This window comes from Caenispirillum salinarum (assembly GCF_044803115.1).
Classification (GTDB): domain Bacteria; phylum Pseudomonadota; class Alphaproteobacteria; order Rhodospirillales; family Rhodospirillaceae; genus Caenispirillum; species Caenispirillum salinarum_A.
Genome location: NZ_CP085224.1, coordinates 1644326 through 1667017, shown reverse-complemented (window position 1 = coordinate 1667017; position 22692 = coordinate 1644326). Strand labels below are relative to the sequence as shown.

Annotated in this window: 16 protein-coding genes; 5 read left to right on the top strand and 11 right to left on the bottom strand. The window is 68.5% G+C overall.

Annotated features, from left to right (window positions below; genetic code table 11):
• Positions 1-76 precede the first annotated feature (76 nt).
• The 3 genes from LG334_RS07490 (at position 77) to LG334_RS07480 (ending at position 6322) form a co-directional block, all read left to right on the top strand.
• The gene (locus tag LG334_RS07490; protein WP_404384810.1) at positions 77-2107 is read left to right on the top strand and encodes a flagellar hook-basal body complex protein; all 2031 of its coding nucleotides are present in this window, start codon (positions 77-79) and stop codon (positions 2105-2107) included.
• A 131-nt stretch (positions 2108-2238) separates the two neighbouring features.
• Entirely contained in the window at positions 2239-4170 is a 1932-nt protein-coding gene (flgK, locus tag LG334_RS07485; protein ID WP_404384808.1) for a flagellar hook-associated protein FlgK, read from the top strand.
• 16 nt (positions 4171-4186) lie between these two features.
• The gene (locus LG334_RS07480; protein WP_404384806.1) at positions 4187-6322 is read left to right on the top strand and encodes a DUF2793 domain-containing protein; all 2136 of its coding nucleotides are present in this window, start codon (positions 4187-4189) and stop codon (positions 6320-6322) included.
• 102 nt (positions 6323-6424) lie between these two features.
• Here the strand turns inward: LG334_RS07480 and LG334_RS07475 are convergent, their stop codons facing one another.
• Entirely contained in the window at positions 6425-8581 is a 2157-nt protein-coding gene (locus LG334_RS07475; protein WP_404384804.1) for a hypothetical protein, read from the bottom strand.
• 142 nt (positions 8582-8723) lie between these two features.
• On the opposite strand from LG334_RS07475, the gene LG334_RS07470 reads away from it, so the two are divergent.
• Together LG334_RS07470 and LG334_RS07465 are read left to right on the top strand one after the other, a co-directional pair.
• Complete coding sequence (locus LG334_RS07470; RefSeq protein WP_404384802.1) at positions 8724-11297, top strand: tetratricopeptide repeat protein; 2574 nt, start codon at positions 8724-8726, stop codon at positions 11295-11297.
• Positions 11298-11326: 29 nt separating this feature from the next.
• Positions 11327-12625 carry a tetratricopeptide repeat protein gene (locus tag LG334_RS07465; RefSeq protein WP_404384800.1) on the top strand — a complete coding sequence of 433 codons (1299 nt, stop codon included), beginning with the start codon at positions 11327-11329 and terminating at the stop codon, positions 12623-12625.
• 117 nt (positions 12626-12742) lie between these two features.
• Here the strand turns inward: LG334_RS07465 and LG334_RS07460 are convergent, their stop codons facing one another.
• The 10 genes from LG334_RS07460 to LG334_RS07415 all read right to left on the bottom strand — a co-directional run bounded on the left by LG334_RS07460 (position 12743) and on the right by LG334_RS07415 (position 22549).
• Positions 12743-13495: a cephalosporin hydroxylase family protein gene (locus tag LG334_RS07460; RefSeq protein WP_404384798.1), complete on the bottom strand. Its 753-nt coding sequence runs from the start codon at positions 13493-13495 to the stop codon at positions 12743-12745.
• A gap of 33 nt (positions 13496-13528) precedes the next feature.
• Entirely contained in the window at positions 13529-14209 is a 681-nt protein-coding gene (locus LG334_RS07455; RefSeq protein ID WP_404384796.1) for an acetyltransferase, read from the bottom strand.
• Entirely contained in the window at positions 14206-14754 is a 549-nt protein-coding gene (gene rfbC / locus LG334_RS07450; RefSeq protein WP_404384794.1) for a dTDP-4-dehydrorhamnose 3,5-epimerase, read from the bottom strand. Before rfbC ends, LG334_RS07455 begins: the two co-directional genes overlap by 4 nt.
• Positions 14751-15875 (bottom strand): CDP-glucose 4,6-dehydratase, encoded by a 1125-nt coding sequence (gene rfbG / locus LG334_RS07445; protein WP_404384792.1) that lies wholly within the window; start codon positions 15873-15875, stop codon positions 14751-14753. Before rfbG ends, rfbC begins: the two co-directional genes overlap by 4 nt.
• A 16-nt stretch (positions 15876-15891) precedes the next feature.
• The gene (gene rfbF / locus LG334_RS07440) at positions 15892-16686 is read right to left on the bottom strand and encodes a glucose-1-phosphate cytidylyltransferase (RefSeq protein ID WP_404384790.1); all 795 of its coding nucleotides are present in this window, start codon (positions 16684-16686) and stop codon (positions 15892-15894) included.
• A gap of 66 nt (positions 16687-16752) precedes the next feature.
• Positions 16753-17910 (bottom strand): DegT/DnrJ/EryC1/StrS family aminotransferase, encoded by a 1158-nt coding sequence (locus LG334_RS07435; protein ID WP_404384788.1) that lies wholly within the window; start codon positions 17908-17910, stop codon positions 16753-16755.
• Positions 17911-17999: 89 nt separating this feature from the next.
• A complete protein-coding gene (locus LG334_RS07430) occupies positions 18000-18806 on the bottom strand; it encodes a DUF1217 domain-containing protein (protein ID WP_404384786.1) in 807 nt (268 codons plus the stop codon).
• Positions 18793-19299, bottom strand: a complete 507-nt coding sequence (gene flbT / locus LG334_RS07425) for a flagellar biosynthesis repressor FlbT (protein WP_404384784.1) — start codon at positions 19297-19299, stop codon at positions 18793-18795. Before flbT ends, LG334_RS07430 begins: the two co-directional genes overlap by 14 nt.
• Entirely contained in the window at positions 19283-19714 is a 432-nt protein-coding gene (gene flaF, locus LG334_RS07420; RefSeq protein ID WP_404384782.1) for a flagellar biosynthesis regulator FlaF, read from the bottom strand. The genes flbT and flaF overlap by 17 nt, the downstream gene beginning before the upstream one ends.
• 651 nt (positions 19715-20365) lie before the next feature.
• Positions 20366-22549 carry a flagellin gene (locus tag LG334_RS07415; RefSeq protein ID WP_404384780.1) on the bottom strand — a complete coding sequence of 728 codons (2184 nt, stop codon included), beginning with the start codon at positions 22547-22549 and terminating at the stop codon, positions 20366-20368.
• Positions 22550-22692: the final 143 nt, after the last annotated feature.

The following is a 22692-nucleotide window of genomic DNA, read 5'->3' as shown; positions in this document are numbered from 1 at the left end:
ATACGGTCGTAGACCTTTTTGCGTATGGGCCCGGCCGACATGGATGGCGGGGCCGGGATCAAGGAGCACGGATGCGATGACTGTCTACGGTGCGATGAACGCGGCCGTTTCCGGGATGAAGGCCCAGAGCAAGTCGCTGGGCCACATCTCGGACAACATCGCCAACAGCCAGACGGTGGGCTTCAAGCGCATCGACACCAGCTTCGCCGAGCTGGTCACCCTGTCCAACCGCATGGGCCACCAGCCCGGCGGCGTGATCGCCACGCCGCGCTACCGCCACTCCATCGGCGGCGACATCAGCCAGACCCAGATCACCACCAACATGGGCATCTCGGGCAACGGCTTCTTCCTGGTGTCGGAGGCCAACTCGGTGACGCCGACCGGCGTGTCCTTCGACAACGAGGAAATCTTCAGCCGCCGCGGCGACTTCCAGATGGACAAGTTCGGCTACCTGAAGAACGGCGGCAACTACTACCTGAACGGTCGCCGCGTGCTGGACGAGGACACGCTGAACACCTCGGACGTCAACGAGCCCATCCGCATCGAGACCGATGTGATGCAGGCCAACATGACGACGCGCGTCAACTACAACGCCAACCTGCCGGCCAACGCGGGCTCGTTCCCCTCCTCGGTCACGGCCAGCACGAACCCGCAGCAGCCGCAGACCAGCACCTGGGACTACTCGGGCTCGGCCGCCGGCTATGACACCGCCACCGACACCGTGTCGGTCACCGTCGACGGCAACACCTACGACCTGACCCCGGCCGAGGCCGCCACCGCCGGCATCACCGGCACCGGCGCCACCGCGCTGAACCAGGCCCTCGACAACCTGGCGAGCCAGCTTCAGTCGCAGTATCCGGCCTACACGATCACCACCAACACGGCCGCCAACACCCTGACGGTCGCCGCCGGCTCGGCCGATCCGGTGTTCACCGACGGCAACGCCAACGTCAACGCCACCGTCATCAACCCGACGACCACGCAGTCCTACACCGAGGTGAACTTCGCCGGCGCCCTGTCGAACATCAACAACGGCGACGTCATCTCCATGACGATCAACGACACCGAATACTCGCTGGCCTACGACCAGGGCACCCACTTCAACCTGGAAGGCTTCCTGGAAGCCTTCGCCGACCAGATCGACGGCGGCGGCGCCGGCGGCTTCGTCATTCATCCGGACACGACCGACGCCGCGGAAGCCGCCGATGCTGCCGCCGCGGGCGTGACGCAGACGGCCAACTCGCTGATCTTCGTCGGCAACCCGACGATCAACCAGAGCGCCACCGTCGCCGGCGGCGCCACCTACGCCCGATACCTCGCCAACAACGACGAGACGGCCCTCTATCAGGCCAACGGCAGCTACTCGGGCGGCGCGGTGACCATCTACAACGACCTGGGCACCCCGGTCGACGTGCAGATGCGCTGGGTCAACACCGGCGTGGACGACCAGTGGTCGCTGATCGCCAAGGACCCCAACGGCGGCACCGACCCGTGGACGCACCTGGGCACCTTCACCTTCGTGAACGGCAGCCCGACCCAGGTGGCCACCACGCCGGGCGGCACGCCCACCGCCTTCGCCGGCACGCTGACGCTGCCGCCCAACACCTTCAGCGGCTTCGGCGAGGAGATGACGCTGGACTTCACGGGCATCGACAACGATCCCAACGACGGCCAGCCCAACACCCTGCTGACCCAGTACTACGCCGATGACATCGCGGTATACCGTCTGGACCAGGACGGCTATCAGGCCGGCATCCTGACCGACGTGTTCATCAACGACTTCGGCTACGTGGTCGCCAACTACGACAACGGCCGCTCGCGCACGCTCTATCAGGTGCCGCTCGCGACCTTCGCCTCGCCCGACGAGTTGAAGCGCATGGACGGCGGCTCGTTCAAGCGCACCCCGGAATCCGGTGATCCGCTGATCGCCGAGTCCGGCCAGGCCGGCGCGGGCAACATCATCGCCTCGGCGGTGGAGCAGTCCAACGTCGATATCGCCGACGAGTTCACCAAGATGATCGTCACCCAGCGCGCCTACTCGGCCAACTCCAAGACGGTGCGCACCGCCGACCAGATGCTGGAAGAAGTGGTGAACCTCAAGCGCTGACGCGCGGGTGACCGCCGCCAGCACCTCCGCCGGCGCCGGCCCGTAGAAGGCGGGCCGCGTCGCAACCCGGGGAGAAATACCACCGCCGCCGCCTCGCGCGGCGCCGGCCCCACCCGAAGGAAGTTCCTCCGATGAGCCTTTTCAGCGCGCTCAACAATGCAGTGACGGGTCTGAAGGCCAACCAGATCGGCCTGGACGTCGTCTCGCGCAACGTCGCCAACGCCAACACGGCGGGCTACACCAAGAAGATCGCCCCGCGTGAGAACGCCATCCTGGACGGCGACGGCGCCGGCGTCCGCATCCTGCCGACCCAGCGCCAGGTGGACCAGCGCCTGCTGCAAAGCCTGCGCGCCGAGATCAGCCGGTCCGAGCGCCTGGACACGGTCACCGACTACCTGACGCGCGTGGACGAACTGTTCGGCCGGCCCGATCAGGAAACCTCCATCGCCTATGCCGTCAACACGCTGTCGATCCGCATGGGCGAACTGGTGGACAACCCGGAGAACGCCGGCGTCCGCAAGGCGGTCATCTCCCAGGCCGACGCCGTGGCGCGCGAACTGAACCAGTTGTCCGAAGCCGTGCAGGACATGCGCAGCGAGACGGAAAAGAGCCTGTCGCTGGCCGTCGACGAGGTGAACAATGCGCTGAAGGGCATCGAGCAGCTGAACCGCGAGATCGCCAACCGCGAGGCGGCCAACCTGACCACCGCCGACCTGGAGGACCGCCGCGACATCCACCTCCAGACGCTGGCGCGCAACATGGACATCCGCACGGTGGAGCGCGGCGACGGCGCCATGACGGTGTTCACCAACTCGGGCCACGTGCTGGTGAACGAGCGCGCCGCCCAGTTGTCCTTCGATGGCCGCCAGGTGCTGACCGCCAACGACGCCTATTCCACCGACGACGTGGAACGGGGTGTCGGCTCGCTGACGCTGGTCAGCCCGGGCGGCACCCGCGTCGACCTGCTGGAAGACGGCCCGCCGCGCCAGGGCAAGATCGCCGGCCTGCTGGAGCTGCGCGACGAGCGGCTGCCCGAGGCCCAGGCGCAGCTGGACGAAATCGCCCACAACCTGGCGCTGGGCATGGCCGACCGCGAGACGACCATCCCGCTGACCGGCACCAACACGCGCTCCATGGACTTCACGGACGCCGCCGAGGCGCCGATCACGCGCGCCAGCGGCAGCGATCAGGTGCTGCGCGTGCAGGACGGCGACCGCATGGCGATCTCCTACACGCAGGGCGGCATGGAGAAGTCGATGACGGTCTACTTCGTCGACGACGCCTCCAACACCGACCTTCTCAACCGCGTGCCGGACCCCGACAACGCGGTCTTCGTGGACATCACGGGCGTGGGCGCCCAGAACCAGGGCCTCGCCAACCGCATCGCCACGGCCATGAGCAGCGCCATGCCCATCGGCGGCCTGTTCTCGGCCACCGGCGAGCGCCTGAACATCTCCACCACCACCGCGACGGTGTCCATCGACAACGTGGCCCTGCACCAGGCCAGCACCACGCCGGCCGACGGTCCCATGCTCAACCTGTTCGCCAACGGCAACAGCCCCCGCATCGAGCAGGAGGCATACACCGGCAACCTGTCGAGCACGGTCTGGGAAAAGGTGGGCTTCGCGGGCCGTATCGGCGTCAACACCAATGTCGTCGACGACGACACGCTGCTGGTGCGCTACACCGCCGAACATGGCGAGGTGGCGGTGGGCGACAACGCGCGCCCGCGCTTCCTGATGGACCAGTTGACCGAGACGCGGTTCACCTACTCGCCCAACACGGGCCTGGGCGACGCGACCCATCCCTACAAGGGCACCATCCTGGACCTGGGCCGGGCCGTCGTGTCCTACCAGGGCATGGAGGCGACCACCCAGCAGTCGCTGTCGGAAGACCAGGCGACCCGCACGACGCTTCTGGAACAGCGCCATTCCTCGATGACCGGCGTCAACGTCGACGACGAACTGGCGGAACTGATCCTGCTGCAATCGGCCTATTCGGCGTCGGCCAAGGTGGTCCAGACCGTGGACCGCCTGTTCGACGACCTGATGAGCCTGCGCTAAGCCGAGGACGACGACCATGACCAGCATTTCCGGTTTCTACACTCCGTCGACCTACCAGAACACCACGGCGCTCGGCCAGAACCTGCAGCTGCGCAAGTCCATCAGCGACCTGCAGACCGACATCGCGCGCCTGCAGGAGCAGCAGGCGACGGGCAAGAAGGCCTTCACCCACGGCGACCTGGGCAGCGAGTCCAACGTGGTGCAGGGCCTGCGCCAGAAGGTGTCGGGCCTGGACGGCTACCTGCGCACCATCAGCCAGGTCTCCACCCGCACCGAAGGCATCCAGGGCGCGCTGGACGTGCTGCAGCAGGCCGGCGACCGCCTGGGCATCAACGGCATGACCGCGCTCAACACCGACGCCGACATCCAGCTTCAGCAGATCCCGCGCGAGGCCGAAGGGGCGCTGGAAAGCATGATCACGGCGCTGAACAGCAACATCGACGGCCGCTACGTCTTCGCCGGCGCCGAGACGCAGACGCGCCCGGTGACCAACCAGGACGCCATCATGAACGGCACGCCGGGCAAGATGGGCCTGAAGGAATTCTCCCAGCTCTGGCTGGACGCCAACGTCGGCGACGACGGCATGGGCCGCCTGTCCATCACCCGCGGCGAGGGCGCACTGGCGCCCGAGACCCTGAGCCTCAAGAGCGAGGGCGGCGTCTTCGGCCTCAAGCTGCGCGGCGTGGAAATCGACGGCTCGGCCTCCATGCCCGGCCTCTACGAGACGGCCAACGGCGCCCGCGGCGACCTGACCTTCACCGGCCCCGGCGCGCCGGGCGATCAGGTGGACCTGACCTTCGAACTGCCCGACGGCACCGAGACGACCATCGTCATGAAGGGTGTTTCGGCCAAGATCGGCACGCCGCCCACCGACGTGGTGGAATACGAGATCGGCGACACCGCCGAGCAGACCGCCATCAACTTCCGCGTGGCGCTGGAAGCCCGCGTGAAGGAGCTGGTCGCCGGCGAGGTTTCGGGCGCCGCCTCGGCCGCCGCCGCCGACAGCTTCTTCGAGGACAACCCGCCGCGCATCCCCGAGGGCGACCCCGCCACGGGCGCCACGCGGCTGGCCAGCGCCGGCAACACGACGGTAAAGTGGTACAATGGCCCGGGCATGCCCAACGTCACCGTCGACGGGCACATCCAGGGCTCCGCCGCCGGCCTGCCGGCGCTGAACGACGCCCCGGCCAACCCCAAGGCCGGCGACCAGTTCCTGGTCGGCGCGACGCCGACCGGCGGCGACCCGTTCGACACGCACGCCGGCGAAATCGCCACCTGGGACGGCGCATCCTGGTCCTTCGCCGCGCCGACCGCCGGCACCCGCGCGGTGGCCGACACCAACGCCAACTGGGACAGCCCGCCGCAGCCGGCCGACCTGCGCGGCCAGATCGTGGAGTACGACGGCGCCAACTGGCAGGTCTTCGATCCGGGCACCGACGGCGTGCAGGTGCTGGCCGGCGACCAGGCCGGCGGCGACCGGTCCGACGCCGTGATGCGCTGGGACGCCGGCACCTCGACCTGGAGCGTCGTCGACCCGCAGCCGACCACGCTGATCGACGACAACGCCAACCCCAAGCGCATCGGCACCTACGACGGCTTCGCCTGGACCTGGACGACGCCGGAACTGGGGCAGGAGATCGACGACACATCGGTCACTCCGGCCGCCACCCGTGTCTGGGACGGCACCAACTGGGCGCCCACCGGCCGCCGCCCCGAAGACATCCCCGAGGCCCGCAACACCGTGGTCGCCAAGGTGGACGACGGCACCTACGTCTCCTACGGCGCCCGCGCCAACGAGACGGCCTTCGTCGACACGCTGAAGGCGGCGGCGATCCTGGCGGCGGTGGAGCATGGCGGCGACAACGCCGACCACTACCACGCCCTGGCCTCGCGCGCGGCGCCGAACCTCAAGTCCGCGGCTGCGAAGGTGATCGACACCCGGACGGCCATCGGCGTCACCGAGGACCGGCTGAACACGCTGAAGAACCGTCACGAGGACGTGGGATACCTGACCGAACAGCAGGTCAACCGCATCGAGAAGGCCGACGAGTACGAGGTGGCCACCGAGCTGCTGGACGCCATGAACCAGTTGCGGGCCACCTACTCGATCACCGGCAAGCTGTCGCAGCTTACCCTGGCCAACTTCCTCTGATCGCGGCGGGGCCCGGCCCCACACGCGCAAGGGGCCCCGGCCGAACGCCGGGGCCCCTTTTTCATTGACTGACTGCGCCGGCGCGGCGCCGGACGCCTCGGCTCAGGGTTCGGCAACCGCGAAGCTGCGCGCGGGCCGGCCCGAGAGATAGCGGCTCCACATGCCGCGGTAGGCCGCCTCCAGCGTGCGGGTGAAGCGGGCGGCATCCATGATGGGTGACGCCGCGATGGCCGGGCGCAACGACTGCCGCAGGGCATCCAGGGCATCCACGTCCTTCGCCAGCCGCGCGGCAATGGCGATGTATTCGCGCACGCTGTAGCCGGCCAGCTCGGGATGGCCGACGGTGTTCGCCACCGCGGCCCCCAGGCGCCCCACCGACGGGCGATCGGTGACCGTCACCACCGGCACGCCCATCCAGAAGGCCTCGAACGTGGTGGTGCCGGAGTTGTGGGGGAAGCAGTCGAGCAGGATGTCGATCTGGTTGTAGAGCGCCCAGGCCCCGCGGGTGAAGCCGATGTCCAGCCGCTCGGCGGCGATGCCGTGCTCGGCAAAGCGCCGGATCGTCAGGTCGCGCAGGAAGGCGTCGCCGAAATGGCGGCTGTTCAGCACCAGCCGGCTGCCGGGAACCTGGTGGAGGATCTCCGCCCAGGCGGCGATCACCCGGTCGTTGACGCGGATCGCGCGGGACAGGCAGCCGAAGGTGACATGCCCCGCCTGGCGGGCCGGCGTCGGCACCACGTCGGGCGTCCCCGGCGGCGGGCGGTAGCACCCCAGCACGAAGGGCAGGCGGGCGACGGCCTCGCTGAACAGGTGCTCGCAGCCGACGGGCGACGACACCGTGTCCCCGATGTAGTAGTCGATGGCCGACAATCCGGTGGTGTAGCAGTATCCGATCCACGACGCCTGCACGGGCGCGGGTTTGCGCGCTATGGCCTGGAGGCGGTTCCCCGTCGTATGGCCGGCCAGGTCGACCAGGATGTCGATGCGATCCTCCCGCACCATGTCGCCGAACCCCGCATCCGAGACGCCGAGCGTGTCGCGCCATTGCGAGAAGGCGGGGCGGATGCGGTCGGTTGCCTCGTCGGGGGCCGAGAGTTCGGCATAGGCGACCGCCTCCACCGCGACGGGATCGTGCGCGTGCACGACGGGTTCGATGAACTGGGCGCAGGAATGGCCGCGGAAGTCGGGAGAGACGTAACCGACGCGCAGCGGCCGGTCGGCCGTCCGCCGCTCGGCCGGAACGACCGGCGGGCTGGCGGGCGCAGGCGTGCGGGCGTCGAAGGCGGCATAGACGGCGCGGATTTCCTCGGCCGTCAGGTCCGGATGATAATTGACGATGAACAGCTCGCTGTTCTTCCTGGCCGTGCTCGCCGACGCCGCGGCGGCCCGGCCGGTCAGCATCATGGCATCGTCGAAGGCCCCGAACACCGCCAGCACGGCGGCCAGTTCGCTGAAGGCCGGCGCCGTCACCTGCGCCACCGGCGCGCCTTCGAGCAGGGCGCGGCAGGCCGATGACAGGGTTCCGTCCGGTGTCAGGCCCTCGCGCACCACGGCAGCGTCCGCCTCCAGCGCTGCCGCCATGGCGCGCAGGTAGGCCTGGGCCGCTTCCCGCAGGCGGCCCCGATGGCGATAGATGACGCCCGCCACATAGTCGATGGCCGGATCGCCCTCGGCAACGGCGGCATTGGCCTCCAGCGCCCGCTCGGCCTCGGCGAAGGCGCGCACCTCAACCAGGCTGTTCAGCCAGTTGAGCAGAAGCGCCGCATTGGTGGGTGCCGCCTCGAAGCCGGCGCGGAATGCCTCCGCCGCCTCGGCCGGCCGTCCCGCCATGACGAGCGCAAGACCGGCCGCCTGATGCGCCGGCACGCCGCCCCCGGCCGCTTCGGCCTTGCGGGCGGCCCGCAAGGCGGCGTCGAGCTGCTCCATGCCGCGGTAGCCGACGGAAAGCTTGAGCCAGGCGGCGGCATCGGCCGGGGCCAGGGCGGCAACATTTTCCCACGCCACCAGGGCGTCGCGCCCCCGTCCAAGCGTCTCCAGCACCGGCGCGAGCGCCCGCCAGACGTCCACCATCCGGTTGTCGCGCCGCAGAACGCCCACCAGCGTCTCGGCGGCCTCTTTATGACGGCCGGCGCGGGCATGCGCCAAGGCCGCATCGACCTGTCGGCGCGCCGCGGCATCGAGCGCCACGGCCGAGGGGCGGGCCGCGGCACCGGATCCGGCATCGGCGGAACGGACGGGCTGGCAGCGGAAGATCGGCATGCGGGGCGGGTCCATCAACCGGAGGAACGACAGGCACGGCCGGCGCATGGGTCGCCGGCGCGGCAGCAACCCTACCCCACAAGTGTTAACCCTCGCTTTACGCAAGGGCTTTAGGATCGCCGCACCCTCATGGAGACGATGCATGACAGGCAAGAACGGCAAGACCCCCGGTGCCGGCGCCCCATCCGGCGCGGCCTTCGGCCAGAAGCTGAACGCCGCCCTGAAGGCGGGCGACCTGGCCGGAGCGAGAGCCCTGCTGGAGCCGGCGGTCGCCACGGCCGCGCCGCCGCCGCAGCTGCTTCACCTGCTGGGCGAGGTGCTGTTCAACCTTGGTGACCTGAAGGGCGCGGAAGCGCGGCTGCGCCAGGCAGTGCAGGCCGCCCCAGGCTTCGTCACCGCCTGGTTCGCACTGGGCCTGATGCTGGTCAAGACGCAGCGATACGACGAAGCGGTCTCGCCGCTGACTACCGTTCTCGAGCTGTCGCCGGATCACGAGGGGGCGGCCTTCAATCTGGCCAAGGCCATGGACGAGACCGGCGATCCCTCGGCGGCCATCCGTCTCTACACGCGCGCGCTGGAAATCAACCCGCGCAACGGCCGCACCTACAACAACATCGGCACGCTGCTGAAGGACGCCGAGCGGGACGACGCCGCGCTGGATAATTTCCTCAAGGCGACCGAGGTCGAGCCGAACCTGGCGGAAGGCTGGGTCAACGCCGCCTACATGGCCGAGAAGAAGGAAGACTTCGCGCTGGCCGAAAAGCTTCTGATCGGCGCCGTGTCCTACGGGTCGGACGGCGTGACGGCGGCCTGCCGCGCCGGCGAGTTCCTGATCCGGCGCAACCGCCCCGGCGACGCCGAGAAGGTCATGCGCGGCGCGCTGGCCCAGCATCCGGAAAGTCCCGACCTGCTCATCGGCATCGCCCACGCGCTGATCGAGCGCGGCCAGTACATCGCAGCCATCGATGCGGCGCGCGAAGCCATCGAGATCGACCCGACCAAGGACAAGGCCTACATGCGGCTGGGCCGGGCCTGCGTGTCCAGCGGCCAGTATCAGGAGGGCGCGGATGCCTTCATCGCCGGCATCGAGCACACCGAGGAAAAGCAGTCGTTCTGCTTCGAGGCCGGCAACGCGCTGCGCGCCGCCAAGAAGGTTTCCGAGTCGCTGACCATGTTCCTGCGCGCCACCTTCGGCGACGACGCCCTTCCCGAACCGCCGGAAAAAACCGTCGAGACGGTGCTGCGCGAGGGCCGCGTTCCCGACTGGGTGGTCGAGGGCGTGGCCAACCACAAGGACCACGGCGCCGTCCTTGTGCCGATGGTCAGCCTGGCCGCCTTTTTCGGCGGGCTTGGCGATCACGCCTCCATGCGCCGCGTCTTCGAGAAGATCGAAGAGGACAAGCGCCGCCACCTGAACCCCTGGTCGACCTATGCCTTCGGAGCAAACTACGACCCCGACCTGACGGCCGAGGACCTGTTCCGCCACTACCAGACCTACAAGGATGTCGTGACCCTGGCGGACGTGCGGCCCGCCATCATTCCGGCCGAGCACCGGCGAGACAGGCTGCGGATCGGGTATATGTCGCCGGACTTCCGCAGCCACTCCATGATCAACTTCATCAAGCCGTTCCTGGAGCACCACGACCGTGACGCCGTCGAGATCTACGCCTATGCCGAACTGCGGCTGGGTGACAAGGACACCCAGTACGTGCAGGACACGGTCGACGGCTGGTTCCTGACGACGCGGGTGAAGGACGAGGACGTGGCCGCCCGCATCCGGGCCGACAACGTGGACATCCTGGTCGACCTGGCCGGCCACACGTCCAACAACCGGCTCAACGTCTTCCCCTACCGCCCCGCCCCGGCGAGCGCCACCTGGCTGGGGTACCTCTACACCACAGCCGTGCCGGGCGTGGACTACTTCATCGGCGACCACATCACGTCGCCGCCGGAATCCGCCCATGTGTTCTCGGAGCACCTGGTGCGCCTGCCGCACTACCTGGCCTGCTACACGCCCTCGCCCAAGGCGCCGGAGGCCATTTCTCCGCTGCCGGCGGACGCCAAGGGGCATGTCACCTTCGGCAATGCCTCTCGCCTGATCCGGCTGAACCCGCGGGTGCTGCAAAGCTGGGCCGACATCCTCAACCGGACGCCGGGGGCGCGGCTGCGGCTTGACCACCCCGACTACGGCGATACCTGGTGCGCCGACTACATGCGCAACCGGCTGGCGGAGGCCGGCGCGCCCATGGACCGGGTGGACGTGCTCAACAGCGGCGACTACTGGGGCTTCTACGGCGAGGTGGACATCGTGCTGGACACCTTCCCGCACGCATCCGGCACCACCACCTGCGAGTCCATGTACATGGGCGTGCCCGTCCTGGCGATCGCCGACAGGCCGCCGGTCGGGCGGCTTGGCGCCGCGATGGTCGACACCGTCGGGCACCCCGAGTGGATCGGGTGGAGCATCCCGGAGTACGTCCGCAAGGCGGTCCTGATGGCCGGCGACCTGGAGCGCCTGCGGGCGGTGCGCGGCACGCTGCGCGACGAGTTGCTGCGGTCGGCGATCTGCGACGGCGCCCGCTTCACCCGCAACCTCGAGGCCGCCTACCGCGAAATGTGGAAGAACGCCTGCGACGGACGCCACAAGGCCATCGATCTGTTCGAGGACGCCAGCCCATCCAAAGCGCCCGCCGCCGCCATGGCCCCCGCGGGCTGAAGGCCGAGACCATCCCTGGGAAACCGACCATGCCTACCGACGAGACTTCCGCCGCCAAACCGCCCCTGGATCGCGCGCATGACCTCGCGGCCGCCGGAAGGCCGCAGGATGCGCTAGCCGAATTGCGGCCGGAGGTGGACAAGCCGGACGCCGATCCGCAGGCGCTGTCCCTCGCCGGCCGCATCCTGCTGGACAAGGGCGAGCCCCTACGCGCCCTGCCCCTGCTCGACCGCTGCGTCTCCACCGACCCCGAGGCGACCGCCGCGCGGCGCGCGCTGTCCGAGGCCCTGGCGGTCGTGGCCACGACGGCGGGCCCGTCCAGCCCGCCGGCCGAGCGGATGCGCCTGTTGGCCGCGGCCGTGTCGGAAGTGCATGCCCTGGAAGGCCGGCGCCAGCAGCAGCTTGACGGCCTGAAGCGCGACCTGCTCGCCGCCCTGCTGGACTTGCAGACCGAGGTCAACCGCACGACGAGCTTCACCGATCCGGTCCGCGGAGGCATCGCGCGGCTTCTGGTCCAGCTCGCGCCCGACAATCCGACCATGCGGGCCAACATGTCGCCGACGCTGGCGGCTTCGGACACCAGGGCGGGCCTGTCGGACTTCATGCCGCTCATGGAGCCGGGCGCGCTGGGCCGGAAGCTGTTCGTATCCTGCTTTCCGAAAAGCGGGTCGACCTACCTGCTGTCGCTGCTGTCGACGCTGACCGGACTGCCGCACATTCCGCTCTGCTACACCTTCGGCCAGAACGAACAGGACCTCTACCTGCCCTACCTGCGGACCTATGCGGAGACCAACGCCGTGGTCCAGCAGCACTGCCGGGCGACTGAGGCCAACGTCCACCTGATGCAGGGCTTCGGGATCACCCCGGTGATCCTGGTCCGCAACCTGTTCGACACGCTGGTCAGCCTGCACGACTACTACGACAACGGCCTGTTCATCGAAAGCTTCCTGCGGCACTGGCCCGGGCTTTCGGCCGACGACCGCCGCGCCTGCATCGTCGACATGGTCGCGCCATGGTACGTCACGTTCTATGCCAGCTGGTGGCGCGTCACCGTGCGCAAGGAACTGCGGGTGACGTGGCTGACCTACGAAACCCTGATCGAAAAGCCGGAAGCGGCGCTGAAGGACCTGTGCCGCTTCTGGGGCATCAACGCCGACGGCGCCATGGTCGCGCAGGCCGTCAACGCGGTCACCAAAGCCGGCGACACGCGGCTCAACAAGGGCGTGGCGGGCCGCGGCGCGTCCTTCTTCACCGAGGCGGAGAAGGAGAAAATCCGCGGCCTCACCCGCTATCATCCGAACGTCGATTTCTCGGCGATCGGCCTGTAAGCGCGCGACCCCCGCGCCGGTACGGCGCGCGGGCCTCAGTGGCGCTTGGAGCCGAAGGCGCGCGCCGAAGCGCGCACACCGCTCAACAGGCGCGATCGCGCCTGATGGGAAAAAGCACTAGCGGACGCGCTTGAGCCAACCGTCCGGCGCAACCGTGATCTGGATCTTGTCTTCCAGCGCATGGTCGATCTGGAAGGCGTCGGTCTCCTTGAGGTAGGCATGGACCGCCGTCTTCGGGTTGTCGCCCGGCCCCCACGGGCGGTCGTCCGAAAACTCCGCCGGCAGGTCCTCCACCACCGTGTCATAGACCACGCAGTAGCAGCCCGGCGTCACCAACGGCGCGTACAGGCGCAGTTCGCCCAGAACGTGGTCGTGGGTGTGGTTGCTGTCCAGCAGGACCATGACGCGCGCGCCCTCGGGGATCAGGGCCGTGGCCTGGTCAACCACGGCCTGGTCCAGAGCGCTGCCTTCGATCATCTCGATCATCGGCGCCATGGGGTGCTCCTCGATGGCCTTGCGGTTGTGCGGGCGGATCTCGATGTCGATGCCGATCACCTTGCGGTGGTCGCCGCCCAGCAGCCGCAGCAGCGATGCGCTGTAGATCAGCGACCCGCCGTGGGCAATGCCGGTCTCCAGGATGATGTCGGGCTGGGTGTCCCAGACGATTTCCTGCAGGGCCACCATGTCCTGCGGATACTGGATCAGAGGACGGCCCATCCAGCGGAAGTTGTAGCTGTACTTGTGGTCCGTCGACCGGCGGAACCACTGCGCCGTCAGGTCCTTCATCACGGGGTCGCGGCCCAGGCCCTCGACATTGCCTTTCACTTCGGCGGCGAAGGCCTTCTCGGCCTCGGACAGCTCACGGGACATGGGACGCTCCTTCTGGATACTCTGTCAGCTTGGTTAACGGGTCAGGGGGCGGGCCGGCGCGCCGACCACGGTGACGCCCGGCGGCAGGTCGCGCGTGACGACGGCGCCCGCGCCCACCATGCAGCCGGCGCCGATGGTCACGCGGGGCAGGACGGTGGCGTTGCTGCCGATGGTGGCATGGTCTCCGACGGTGACGCAGCCGGCCAACGTGGCGCCCGGCATGATGTGCACGCCCGCGCCCAGGCGGCATTCGTGATCCACCGACGCATTGGTGTTGACGATGGTCTGGCGGCCGAGCACGGCCTCCTCGCCCACCGCGGCCATGGGCAGGATCTGGCAGCCTTCGGCCAACTCGGCGGTCTCGGCCACCCATGCCCGGTCGTGGACCAGGGTCAACGGCGCCAGCCCCAGACCGGCCAGAACGTCGGCCAGCCGGCAGCGCTCCGCTCCGTTATGGCCGCCGATGGCCAGCACGAAGCGGGTCCCGCGCGGCGCCCCGCCCGCCTCGCCGGCCCAGGTCCGCACGGCGTCCTCGCCGTCCAGCCACCGGGCGCCGGCAAACGGCAGGGCCGCGCCGCGCGCCGGGTCGCGTTCCGCCACGGCGACGACCGCATGGCCGAGGCGCGCCAGCGTCGGGCGCAGCATCTTCGCGTGCCCCGCCCCGCCCCAGACGAGCACGGACGCCGCACCGCCCTCGGCCGCCGGGACGATCATGGCAGGTGCCAGTCCGGGTCGAAGTCCCGCTGCCCCGCGTCCTTCTCGGAGATGACGACAGGCTCCATGGGCCACCGGATGCCGAACCGCGGGTCGTTCCACCGCACCCCGCGCTCGCGCTCGGGGTCATAGGCGGCGGTGACGAAATAGAGCATTTCGGTGTCGTCGGTCAGCGTCATGAACCCGTGGGCGAAGCCGCGCGGCACGATCAGCATGCGCCGGTTGTCCGCCGTCAGTTCGACGCCGTGCCACTGGCCGAAGGTCGCGCTGGCGGGCCGCAGGTCCAGCGCCACGTCCCAGAGCGCGCCGCGGATGCAGCGGACCATCTTGGTCTCGGCGCTGGGCGGAAGCTGATAGTGCATGCCGCGCAGCGTGCCCTTGCGGGCGGAAAAGCTGTCGTTGATCTGGAGCACCGCCGTGTCCGCCACGCCCGCGGCCGCCACTTCCTCGCGGCAGAAGGCGCGGGCAAAGAAGCCCCGATCGTCGCCGCGAGGCTCCGGCTCCGCCACGAGAAGGTCGGGAATGGGCGTCTGGAGGAACTTCACGCCTGGCCTCCCGCCGCCGGCACCCGCTGCGGTGTCGTGCGCCATGCGGCCATGTAGGCGGTGATCTGGTCGCGCGTCAGGGCGGCCGCGTCGCCGCCGCCATAGAACGCGGCATACCAGTCGATGGTGGCGGCCACGGCGGCATCCAGGTCGAAGCGCGGCGCCCAGCCCAGGACGGACCGCGCCCGCGTGCTGTCCAGCCGCAGCAGCCCCGCCTCGGGCTTTTCGGTGCTGGGGGCGATGTCGATCTCGCCCCGCCCCGCCCGGTGGCGACAGCGCTCCAGAAGGTCGGCGACAGGCACGGCGTCGGTGTCGTCGGGGCCGAAGTTGAACGAGTCCGCCACGGCGCGGTCGCCGGCCAGCAGGCGCGCGCCCACCATCATGTATCCGGTCAGCGGCTCCATCACCTGCTGCCAGGGCCGAACGGCGTGCGGGCTGCGCACACGGATCGCCTCGCCCCGGCCGAGCACGGCGCGGGCGAAGTCGGGCACGATGCGGTCGGCCGCCCAGTCGCCGCCGCCGATGATGTTGCCGGCGCGCACGCTGGCGACCAGCGGACCCGCGTTCCCGGCCGCATCCATCTGGGCGAAGAAGGCCTCGCGGTGGGACCGGATGACCAGTTCGGCGCAGGCCTTGCTGGCGCTGTAGGGGTCCTTGCCGCCCAGTTCATCCCCTTCCCGGAAGGCCGCGCCCGTCTCCGGATTGCGGTAGACCTTGTCGGTGGTGATCATGACGCCGGCGGGCGTGCCGTGGCGGCGCATGGCTTCCATGACGTACAGGGTGCCCATGACGTTGGCGGCATAGGTGCCGGCCGGATCGTCGTAGGAGGCGCGCACGATGGGCTGGGCCGCCAAGTGGAAGACGACCTCGGGGCGCGCCGTCTCGAACGCCTCGGCGACCACGGCGGGATCGCGGATGTCGCCGATGGTCGCCGTCATGCGGCGCCCCAGGTCGAGCACGTCATGCAGGGCCGGATCGGTCGGCGGCGGCAGGGCTAGGCCGTGCGGCCGGGCGCCCAGCGCCAGGAGCATTTCGCACAGCCACGCGCCCTTGAAGCCCGTATGGCCCGTCACCAGGATGCGGCGGCCGGAAAAGGCGTCGCGCAGGATGTCAAAGGTCATGATGCCGCCCCGCTGCTCAGGCCGGGCCGTCGTTGGTGCCGCGCCAGACCATCCACGGCGCCTCGCCGCGGTCGAACAGGCCCTGCAGGTAGTCCTTCTCGCGCAGGGTATCCATGGGCTGCCAGAAGCCGTCATGCTGGAAGGCGGCAAGCTGCCCGGCCGCCGCGATGCGCGGCAGACTGCCGAATTCCCACGACGTCGCGTCGTCGGCCACGTAGTCCAGGGCCTTGGGGCTCATGACGAAGAAGCCGCCGTTGATGAGGCCTTCCTCGGCCTGCGGCTTCTCGATGAAACGCTCCACGCGCCCGCCGCTGATGGCCGCCGAACCGAAGCGGGCCGGCGGCCGGACCACCGTCATGGTCGCCAGCAGGCCCATGGCCCGGTGATGGGCGAGACTGGCCGTGACGTCCACATCGGCAAGCCCGTCGCCGTAGGTCATCAGAAACGCCTCATCGTCGGCCACGTAGGGCCGGATGCGCTTGAGGCGGCCGCCCGTCGCCGTGTCCAGTCCCGTGTCCACCAGCGTGACCTTCCACGGCTCGGCGCGGCGGCTGTGGAAGTTGACGGCGTTTTCCGCCAGGTCCACCGACAGGTCCGACGTCTGGTAGGCGTATTCCAGGAAGAACTGCTTGATCATCGCCCCCTTGTAGCCGAGGCAGATGACGAAGTCGTTGATCCCGTGGTGCGAGTAGATCTTGAGGATGTGCCACAAAATCGGCATGTCGCCGATTTCCACCAGGGGCTTGGGGCGCGCGACCGTTTCCTCGGAAATGCGGGTGCCGCGTCCGCCGGCGAGAATGACTGCCTTCATGATCCGTCTCACATCCTGCGCGGAGCGCCGGCCGCGCCTGGCGACCGCGCCCCGCCGATCCTGCGGTCAGGCCGGCGCGCGCGCCGCACCGGCCTCCTTGAGCGCATCCACCACGTAATCCACCTGATCGTCCGTCATGTCCGGAAACAGCGGCAGGGTGATCATCTCGTGCCACAGAGACTCCGCCACCGGCGTCGCGCCCGCGTGGGCGGCGAACAGCGGGTGCAGGGTCAGCGGCATGTAGTGGACGCTGGTCGCCACGTCGCGGGCCTTGAGGTGGCGGATGACGTCGTCGCGCCGGCCGGCGTCGACACGCACGCCGAAGATCCAGTAGGCATGGCCGGCATCGGGCTGATAGGGCAGCAACGGACGCACGCCGGGCACATCGGCAAGGCCGTCCAGATAGCGCGCGATCAAGGTGCTGCGCCGCGCGTTCATGGCCGGCAGCTTCTTCAGCTGCACCAAGCCGATAGCGGCGGCAAGGTCGTTCATGTTGTACTTGTAGCCGGCCTCGGCGACCTCGTAGTGCCAGTGGCGGGCATCATCCGCCCCTTCGGCCGTGTAGCCCGTCTGGCGCTTCCAGGTATCCTTGTCGATGCCGAGCCAGCGGTTGGGCCGCACGCGCTCCACCAGGGCCGGATCGCGGGCGACCAGCATGCCGCCGTCGCCGGTGGTCATGCACTTCTTTTCCTCGAAGGAGAAACAGCCAAGGTCGCCCCAGGTGCCCAGCGCCCGGCCGTCCAGCCGGCCGCCGGCGCAGTGGGCGCAATCCTCGATCACCTTGAGCCCGCGGCGCCCGGCGATCTCCATCAGGCGCGGCATGTCGACGGGATAGCCGCCGAAGTGGACGGCGACGACGGCGCGCGTCTCGGGCGTGATGCGGCGCTCCAGGTCGTCCAGGTCCATCTGCAGCGTCTCGGGGTCGCAGTCGACGAAGACCACGTCCAGCCCGTTGTAGAGCGCCGCCAGGGCGCTGGCGACGAATGTCATGGACGGCACGAGCACCTTGCTGCCGGGCGGCAGGTCCAGCGCCGTCACCGCCAGATGCAGGGCGGCCGTGGCCGAGTTGACGCCAAGCGCCGCCGGAGCGTCCACGTACTCCGCCCAGGCCTGTTCGAACGCCGCGACCTTGGGCCCGAGGCCGAGCCAGGCGCGGTCGAAGACCTCCGCGATGGCATCCAGCTCTTCCTGGCCGACGCTGGGCTTGAACAGGCGAACATGCATGATGCGGGAACTCCGGGAATGGCTCAGGCCGACGGGTGCCGCCACCGGGGCAGCCGGACCGGGCCTGGCGGCCCGCTCCCCGACAGCCGTCAAAGCTTCAGGAACAGTGTTGGATCGATGGTGACGATGGGGCTGAAGCCGGTGTTGGTGGCCGACTGCATGATCTGCACGGTGGGATCGGCCATGGCCGAGTTGTCCTCGGCATCGGCGCGGGCCAGGAAGGACTGAAGCAGCTTTTCCAGCTTTTTCGGGTCCTTCAGGTCTTCCAGCGGCATCTTGTCCTTGAAGTACTCTGCCTGCTTGTCGATGTCGACCTGGGCGTATTCCTTCGGCAGGCCGCCCATCTTGAGCGCGACCTGGTACATGGCCTTGTCGCCCAGGATCTGGTACCAGCTTTTGACGGACTTCACCTTGCGCTCGAAGTACATGGCAAGGCGCAGGTTCTCGTTGCTCTCGCCGACCGCCTTCTCGAACTGGGCCGTCTCGTACTTCTCGACCAGCTTGTCCACCCACTTGGGGCTCTGGGCGTTGAGCATGCCCAGCTTGTCGTACTCGAAGAAGGACGCCATTTCCTTGTAGCGCGGGTCGACCATCTGGTTGGCCATGGCCTCGCGGTCGGTCGCACCCTCGCGGATGACCTTCTTGAGCATGGCCTTGGCGTAGGCCTGATCCTCCAGGCCGAAGGCCGTGGTGATGGACTGCCACAGCCGGTAGTCGTCCGCCACCCCGTCGATGGTGGCCTTGGTGCCGATGTTTTCCCGAATGTAATCGGTCTCCCGCTTGATCGCGGGGTCCTCGCGCATGATCTCGCGGTAGCGATCGATGTCGCGGTTCAGCACCGTGTGGGCGGTCAACGACGACGCGCCCAGGCCGGCGACGAGGTTACTGATGATCATCGCGCTCCTCCACCCCTTCTGGGCTGCTGCGCCTGCCGCGCTTGTGCCGGGCGGCGTCCTCTTCCTCGATGACGTCCACCAGCGGCGGCAGGGGCCGGGCCTCGATGGACTGCAACAGGACCTCTTCGTACGATATCACCTTTCGGAGTACGGCGAGAATCTTATAGTAGTCGCCGGCATCATGATGTTCCAGCGCCAGTTGCAGAAGGTCCAGCATGTCCCGGTTGGTGAAGGCGCCGATCAGGTCCTTCATGTAGCGCCGGAACGGCGCCTCGTAGTCGGCGCGGTGCTCGGGGTCGAGCAGCATCAACTGCGCCGCGAAGTACGCACGCTTGGTGGGCGTGTTCGCCTCTTCCTCCTGCATCACGTCGGACTCGCGCAGGATGTTGGCGAAGTTCTTCACGCCCAGCGACGCCTTGCGGTCTCCGTTGACGATGACCGCGCCGTTGATGACGATCTTCTCGCCCGGCTTCAGGTTAAGCTTTAAGGCCACCGACAGCCTCCACCGGCTCGGGCGCGTCAGTGTTGTCGGCCTGTTGCGCCAGACCCGTGATGATCATCTTGTTGACGTCGATCAGCGGGCCGACGGTGGCGTCGCCGCGCATGACCGAGGAGCTGTGCCGGTTGACCCAGATGCCCAGCGAGATCAGCTGCGCCTTCAGGTCGCGGGGCATCTGGTTGCCCTCCTGGCTGAGGTCGTCCATCAGGGCGTTCCACAGCACGCGGTTTTCGTGCAGCGCGAGGCCCAGGACCGGGCCGGTGTCCTGCTCGTCCAGCGCCCGCTGCAACTGCGCGGTCACGCGGATGAACAGGCGGTATTCGCGCGAGCGGGGATCTTCCGACGCATTCTGGGCCGTCTGATAGGCGCCCTGCTTCATGGCGGCGGACTGATAAGCACCAGCGTTCATTGAACTCACTCCTTGTTCCGCAGATGACCGCGGAGGGCCGTCTCCCGTCTTACACCGGTTGGCTTAAAAAGTCCTTTACCGGAGCAACGGCGGCGTGACGGCGCGGCGGTCCATCCTGGCCGAGAGCTGTGCAAACGGCGTGCCGTCATCACGCCACACGACGGGGTGGGGCGGGCACTGCTCAACCGTCCGTTCGAGCACCGGCCGCTGGGCGAAGACACGGTCCCTGCACTCGCCGGTCGCGGTGCCCCGCGCACGTCCGCGGCGACGAACCGAACGCCTTTGGCCGGAACCCGGTGGGCCGCCGCCCCTGCCCCGGGACAACCGGCGGCGGCCTGTGTGGGGCGTGCCGGCCGTTTTTGACCGGCAGGGATGACCGACCCGGCACTTCTTGCCGAGCAACAGCCTGCCGCACCAGGACGGCCGGAAGGCGATACGGCGTCGTGCGGCGGGGCCCGCCCGTGCCCCTTCCCGACTCCACGGAGGTGCGGCGCGCCCCTTCGGACCCACGCCGGTCGCGGGCCCGGACTGCCACGCCCGCCGATCTGCCCCTCGCCCCCCGCCAGCCGGGCAATGAAAGAAAAAAGAGGCCGCACCTTGCGGTGCGGCCTCCAAAGGACAGGCTGTCCGTAGACGCTGCCGTCGTGATCCTTAGCGGAACAGCGACAGGAGCTGCTGCGGGGCCTGGTTGGCGATCGACAGGGCCTGGATGCCCAGCTGCTGCTGGACCTGCAGGGCCTGCAGACGGGCCGATTCTTCATTCATGTTGGCATCCACCAGCGTGCCGATACCCTCTTCGAGGCTGTCGGTCAGGGCGCTGATGAAGTCCTGCTGAATGTCGATACGACCCTGGGCCGAACCCAGCTGCGAGGCCGCGTTGGTCGCGGTCTGCAGAGCCGCCTCGATGTTGTCGAGGAGCGCGTCGTAGTCGGTCCGCGGCGTGGTGGCCGTGCTCAGGGTGTCGAAGCCGTTGGCAGCCGTGGTCAGGGTGATCGTGTCACCGTCGACCGCGAAGTTGACGTTCGTGCCGGCAGCCGCCGCACCGCTGGTCAGACCGAAGGAGGCCGGCAGGTTGTCCGGATGCAGGGCGGTCTCGATCTCGCTCGCGATGTTCTCGCCGGTGGTGCCGGAGAAGGTCACTTCGCGGGCGTCGAGGGCCAGGACGATCCGGTTCGGGTTGTCCTGCTCGTCCAGACGGGTACCGGTCGCGGTGTCGTTGCCCGTGACGCGGAACACGACTTCCTTGTTGGTGCCGTTGACGCTGTAGTTGAAGGTGATTTCTTCACCCAGACGCAGCGGGGCATCCTGGAAGGACATTTCCTGCTTCTGCTCGACGGCGATGCCGGTGGCATCCGGCGTCCCGCTGTCCATGGCGGCGGAACCAGCAGCGGAAACCGTCAGGTTCTCGAAGCTGTAGTCGGCCTCGAACGCGATGGTCAGACCGTTCTGGGAATCCCACGTCGCGCTCTTGACGTAGTCCAGGCCCTGGATCGTGGTCGCCGCCGCGGCCAGGTCGCCCGAGTCCACGTTTGCAATGGCCGTCGACTGCGTGGAGCCGCTGGCGTCGCGGTACGTCAGGGTGAAGTCGTTGTCCGAGGCGTCGGAGTCGAAGGTGAACGTCGACGCATCGAACTTCACGGCTTCGCCCGGATCCTTGAACGTCGCACCACCCCAGCCGGTGACGGTCACGTTGGTGTCGCGATCCTTGGCGCTGATCTTCAGTTCGCTGTCGGTGGTGTCGTACCGGACGTTGAACAGCGCCGCGAAGTCGCTGTTCGCATTCAGTTCGTTCACCAGGGTCTGCGCACCTTCCTGATCAGCCGTGATGTTCTGGCTGAGGGTGTGCGTCAGGGTACGCGCCACACCGTCTTCGTCGGTGTAGTTGAAGGTCAGTTCCTGGCCGGCCTTGGCGGTGTAGACCGTCGAGTTGTCCAGGGCGGCGGTGATGCCGGCACCCGTGATGGCGGTCATGGCCGAATAGTCGTAACCGTTCGCCATGTTGACCGACAGGCCGGTCTCGGCATCCCAGCTGGCGCTGAGGACGTCGGCCGAGGCCGCCATGATGGAGGCCAGGTCGTTGCCGTCGGTGGCGTTGGCGAAGGTGGTCACGCTGGTGTCGGAGGTCGCCGCACCGGTGCTGTAGACCAGCTGGAAGTCGTTGTCCGAGTTGTCGGTGTCGAACGTGAACTTGTCGGCATCGATGGACCAGGACTGCGCCTGCAGCGGACCCATGTCCTGCTCGGCGACACCGTCGGTGTCGGACGACAGCAGGGATTCGCCGCGATCCAGCACGGACAGGCTGCCGATGCTCTCCAGGCCGCCGCCGGCGCCGAACGACAGGTCCTGCGAGCGGAAGGAGATGTAGGAGGCGTCGACGTTCGTGCCCTCACGGCCGATGGACGACAGCAGGCTGACGTCGGTGGCTTCCTCAAGCAGCTTGACGCCGTTGAAGTTGGCCGACTTGGTGATCTCGGCGATCTGGTCCAGGGCGGCGGAGATGTCTTCCTGCAGGGCGGCCTTGTCGATGGAGCCTTCCTGGGCGGCGGTCGTCTTGGACTTGATGGTGTCGATCAGCTTGGTGATCTGCTCGGCGCCGTTACGCGCCACACCCAGCGAGTTGTCGGCCAGCGACAGGTTGTCGCCGATGGCCTTCAGGGTGTTCACGTCGGCCTTCATGGTGGTCGACACGGCCCAGAACGAGGCGTTGTCCTTGGCGTTGGCGACCTTCAGGCCGGTCGCGATGCGGTTCTGCGTCTTGGCGAGGTCCTGGTTGGTGCTTTCCAGGACACGCAGAGCGGTCATCGCAGAGGCATTGGTGAGAATCGACGAAGACATGGCGGAATTTCCTTCTGGCTGTTCCGCGGCCCACTTCTGTGGGCCAGGCCACCCCTATTGGTGACCCGTCAGCGTCGAATTAAGCCATACGACCGCGCCACCCGCAACACCTTTGCACGGCGGCCGGAAAGGTGAACAAGACG

Coding starts and splice junctions, on each gene's coding strand:
- LG334_RS07490 (WP_404384810.1), top strand. CDS start 77: ATGACTGTCTACGGTGCGATGAACGCGGCCGTTTCCGGGATGAAGGCC.
- flgK (WP_404384808.1), top strand. CDS start 2,239: ATGAGCCTTTTCAGCGCGCTCAACAATGCAGTGACGGGTCTGAAGGCC.
- LG334_RS07480 (WP_404384806.1), top strand. CDS start 4,187: ATGACCAGCATTTCCGGTTTCTACACTCCGTCGACCTACCAGAACACC.
- LG334_RS07475 (WP_404384804.1), bottom strand. CDS start 8,581: ATGCCGATCTTCCGCTGCCAGCCCGTCCGTTCCGCCGATGCCGGATCC.
- LG334_RS07470 (WP_404384802.1), top strand. CDS start 8,724: ATGACAGGCAAGAACGGCAAGACCCCCGGTGCCGGCGCCCCATCCGGC.
- LG334_RS07465 (WP_404384800.1), top strand. CDS start 11,327: ATGCCTACCGACGAGACTTCCGCCGCCAAACCGCCCCTGGATCGCGCG.
- LG334_RS07460 (WP_404384798.1), bottom strand. CDS start 13,495: ATGTCCCGTGAGCTGTCCGAGGCCGAGAAGGCCTTCGCCGCCGAAGTG.
- LG334_RS07455 (WP_404384796.1), bottom strand. CDS start 14,209: ATGATCGTCCCGGCGGCCGAGGGCGGTGCGGCGTCCGTGCTCGTCTGG.
- rfbG (WP_404384792.1), bottom strand. CDS start 15,875: ATGACCTTTGACATCCTGCGCGACGCCTTTTCCGGCCGCCGCATCCTG.
- rfbF (WP_404384790.1), bottom strand. CDS start 16,686: ATGAAGGCAGTCATTCTCGCCGGCGGACGCGGCACCCGCATTTCCGAG.
- LG334_RS07435 (WP_404384788.1), bottom strand. CDS start 17,910: ATGCATGTTCGCCTGTTCAAGCCCAGCGTCGGCCAGGAAGAGCTGGAT.
- LG334_RS07430 (WP_404384786.1), bottom strand. CDS start 18,806: ATGATCATCAGTAACCTCGTCGCCGGCCTGGGCGCGTCGTCGTTGACC.
- flaF (WP_404384782.1), bottom strand. CDS start 19,714: ATGAACGCTGGTGCTTATCAGTCCGCCGCCATGAAGCAGGGCGCCTAT.
- LG334_RS07415 (WP_404384780.1), bottom strand. CDS start 22,549: ATGTCTTCGTCGATTCTCACCAATGCCTCTGCGATGACCGCTCTGCGT.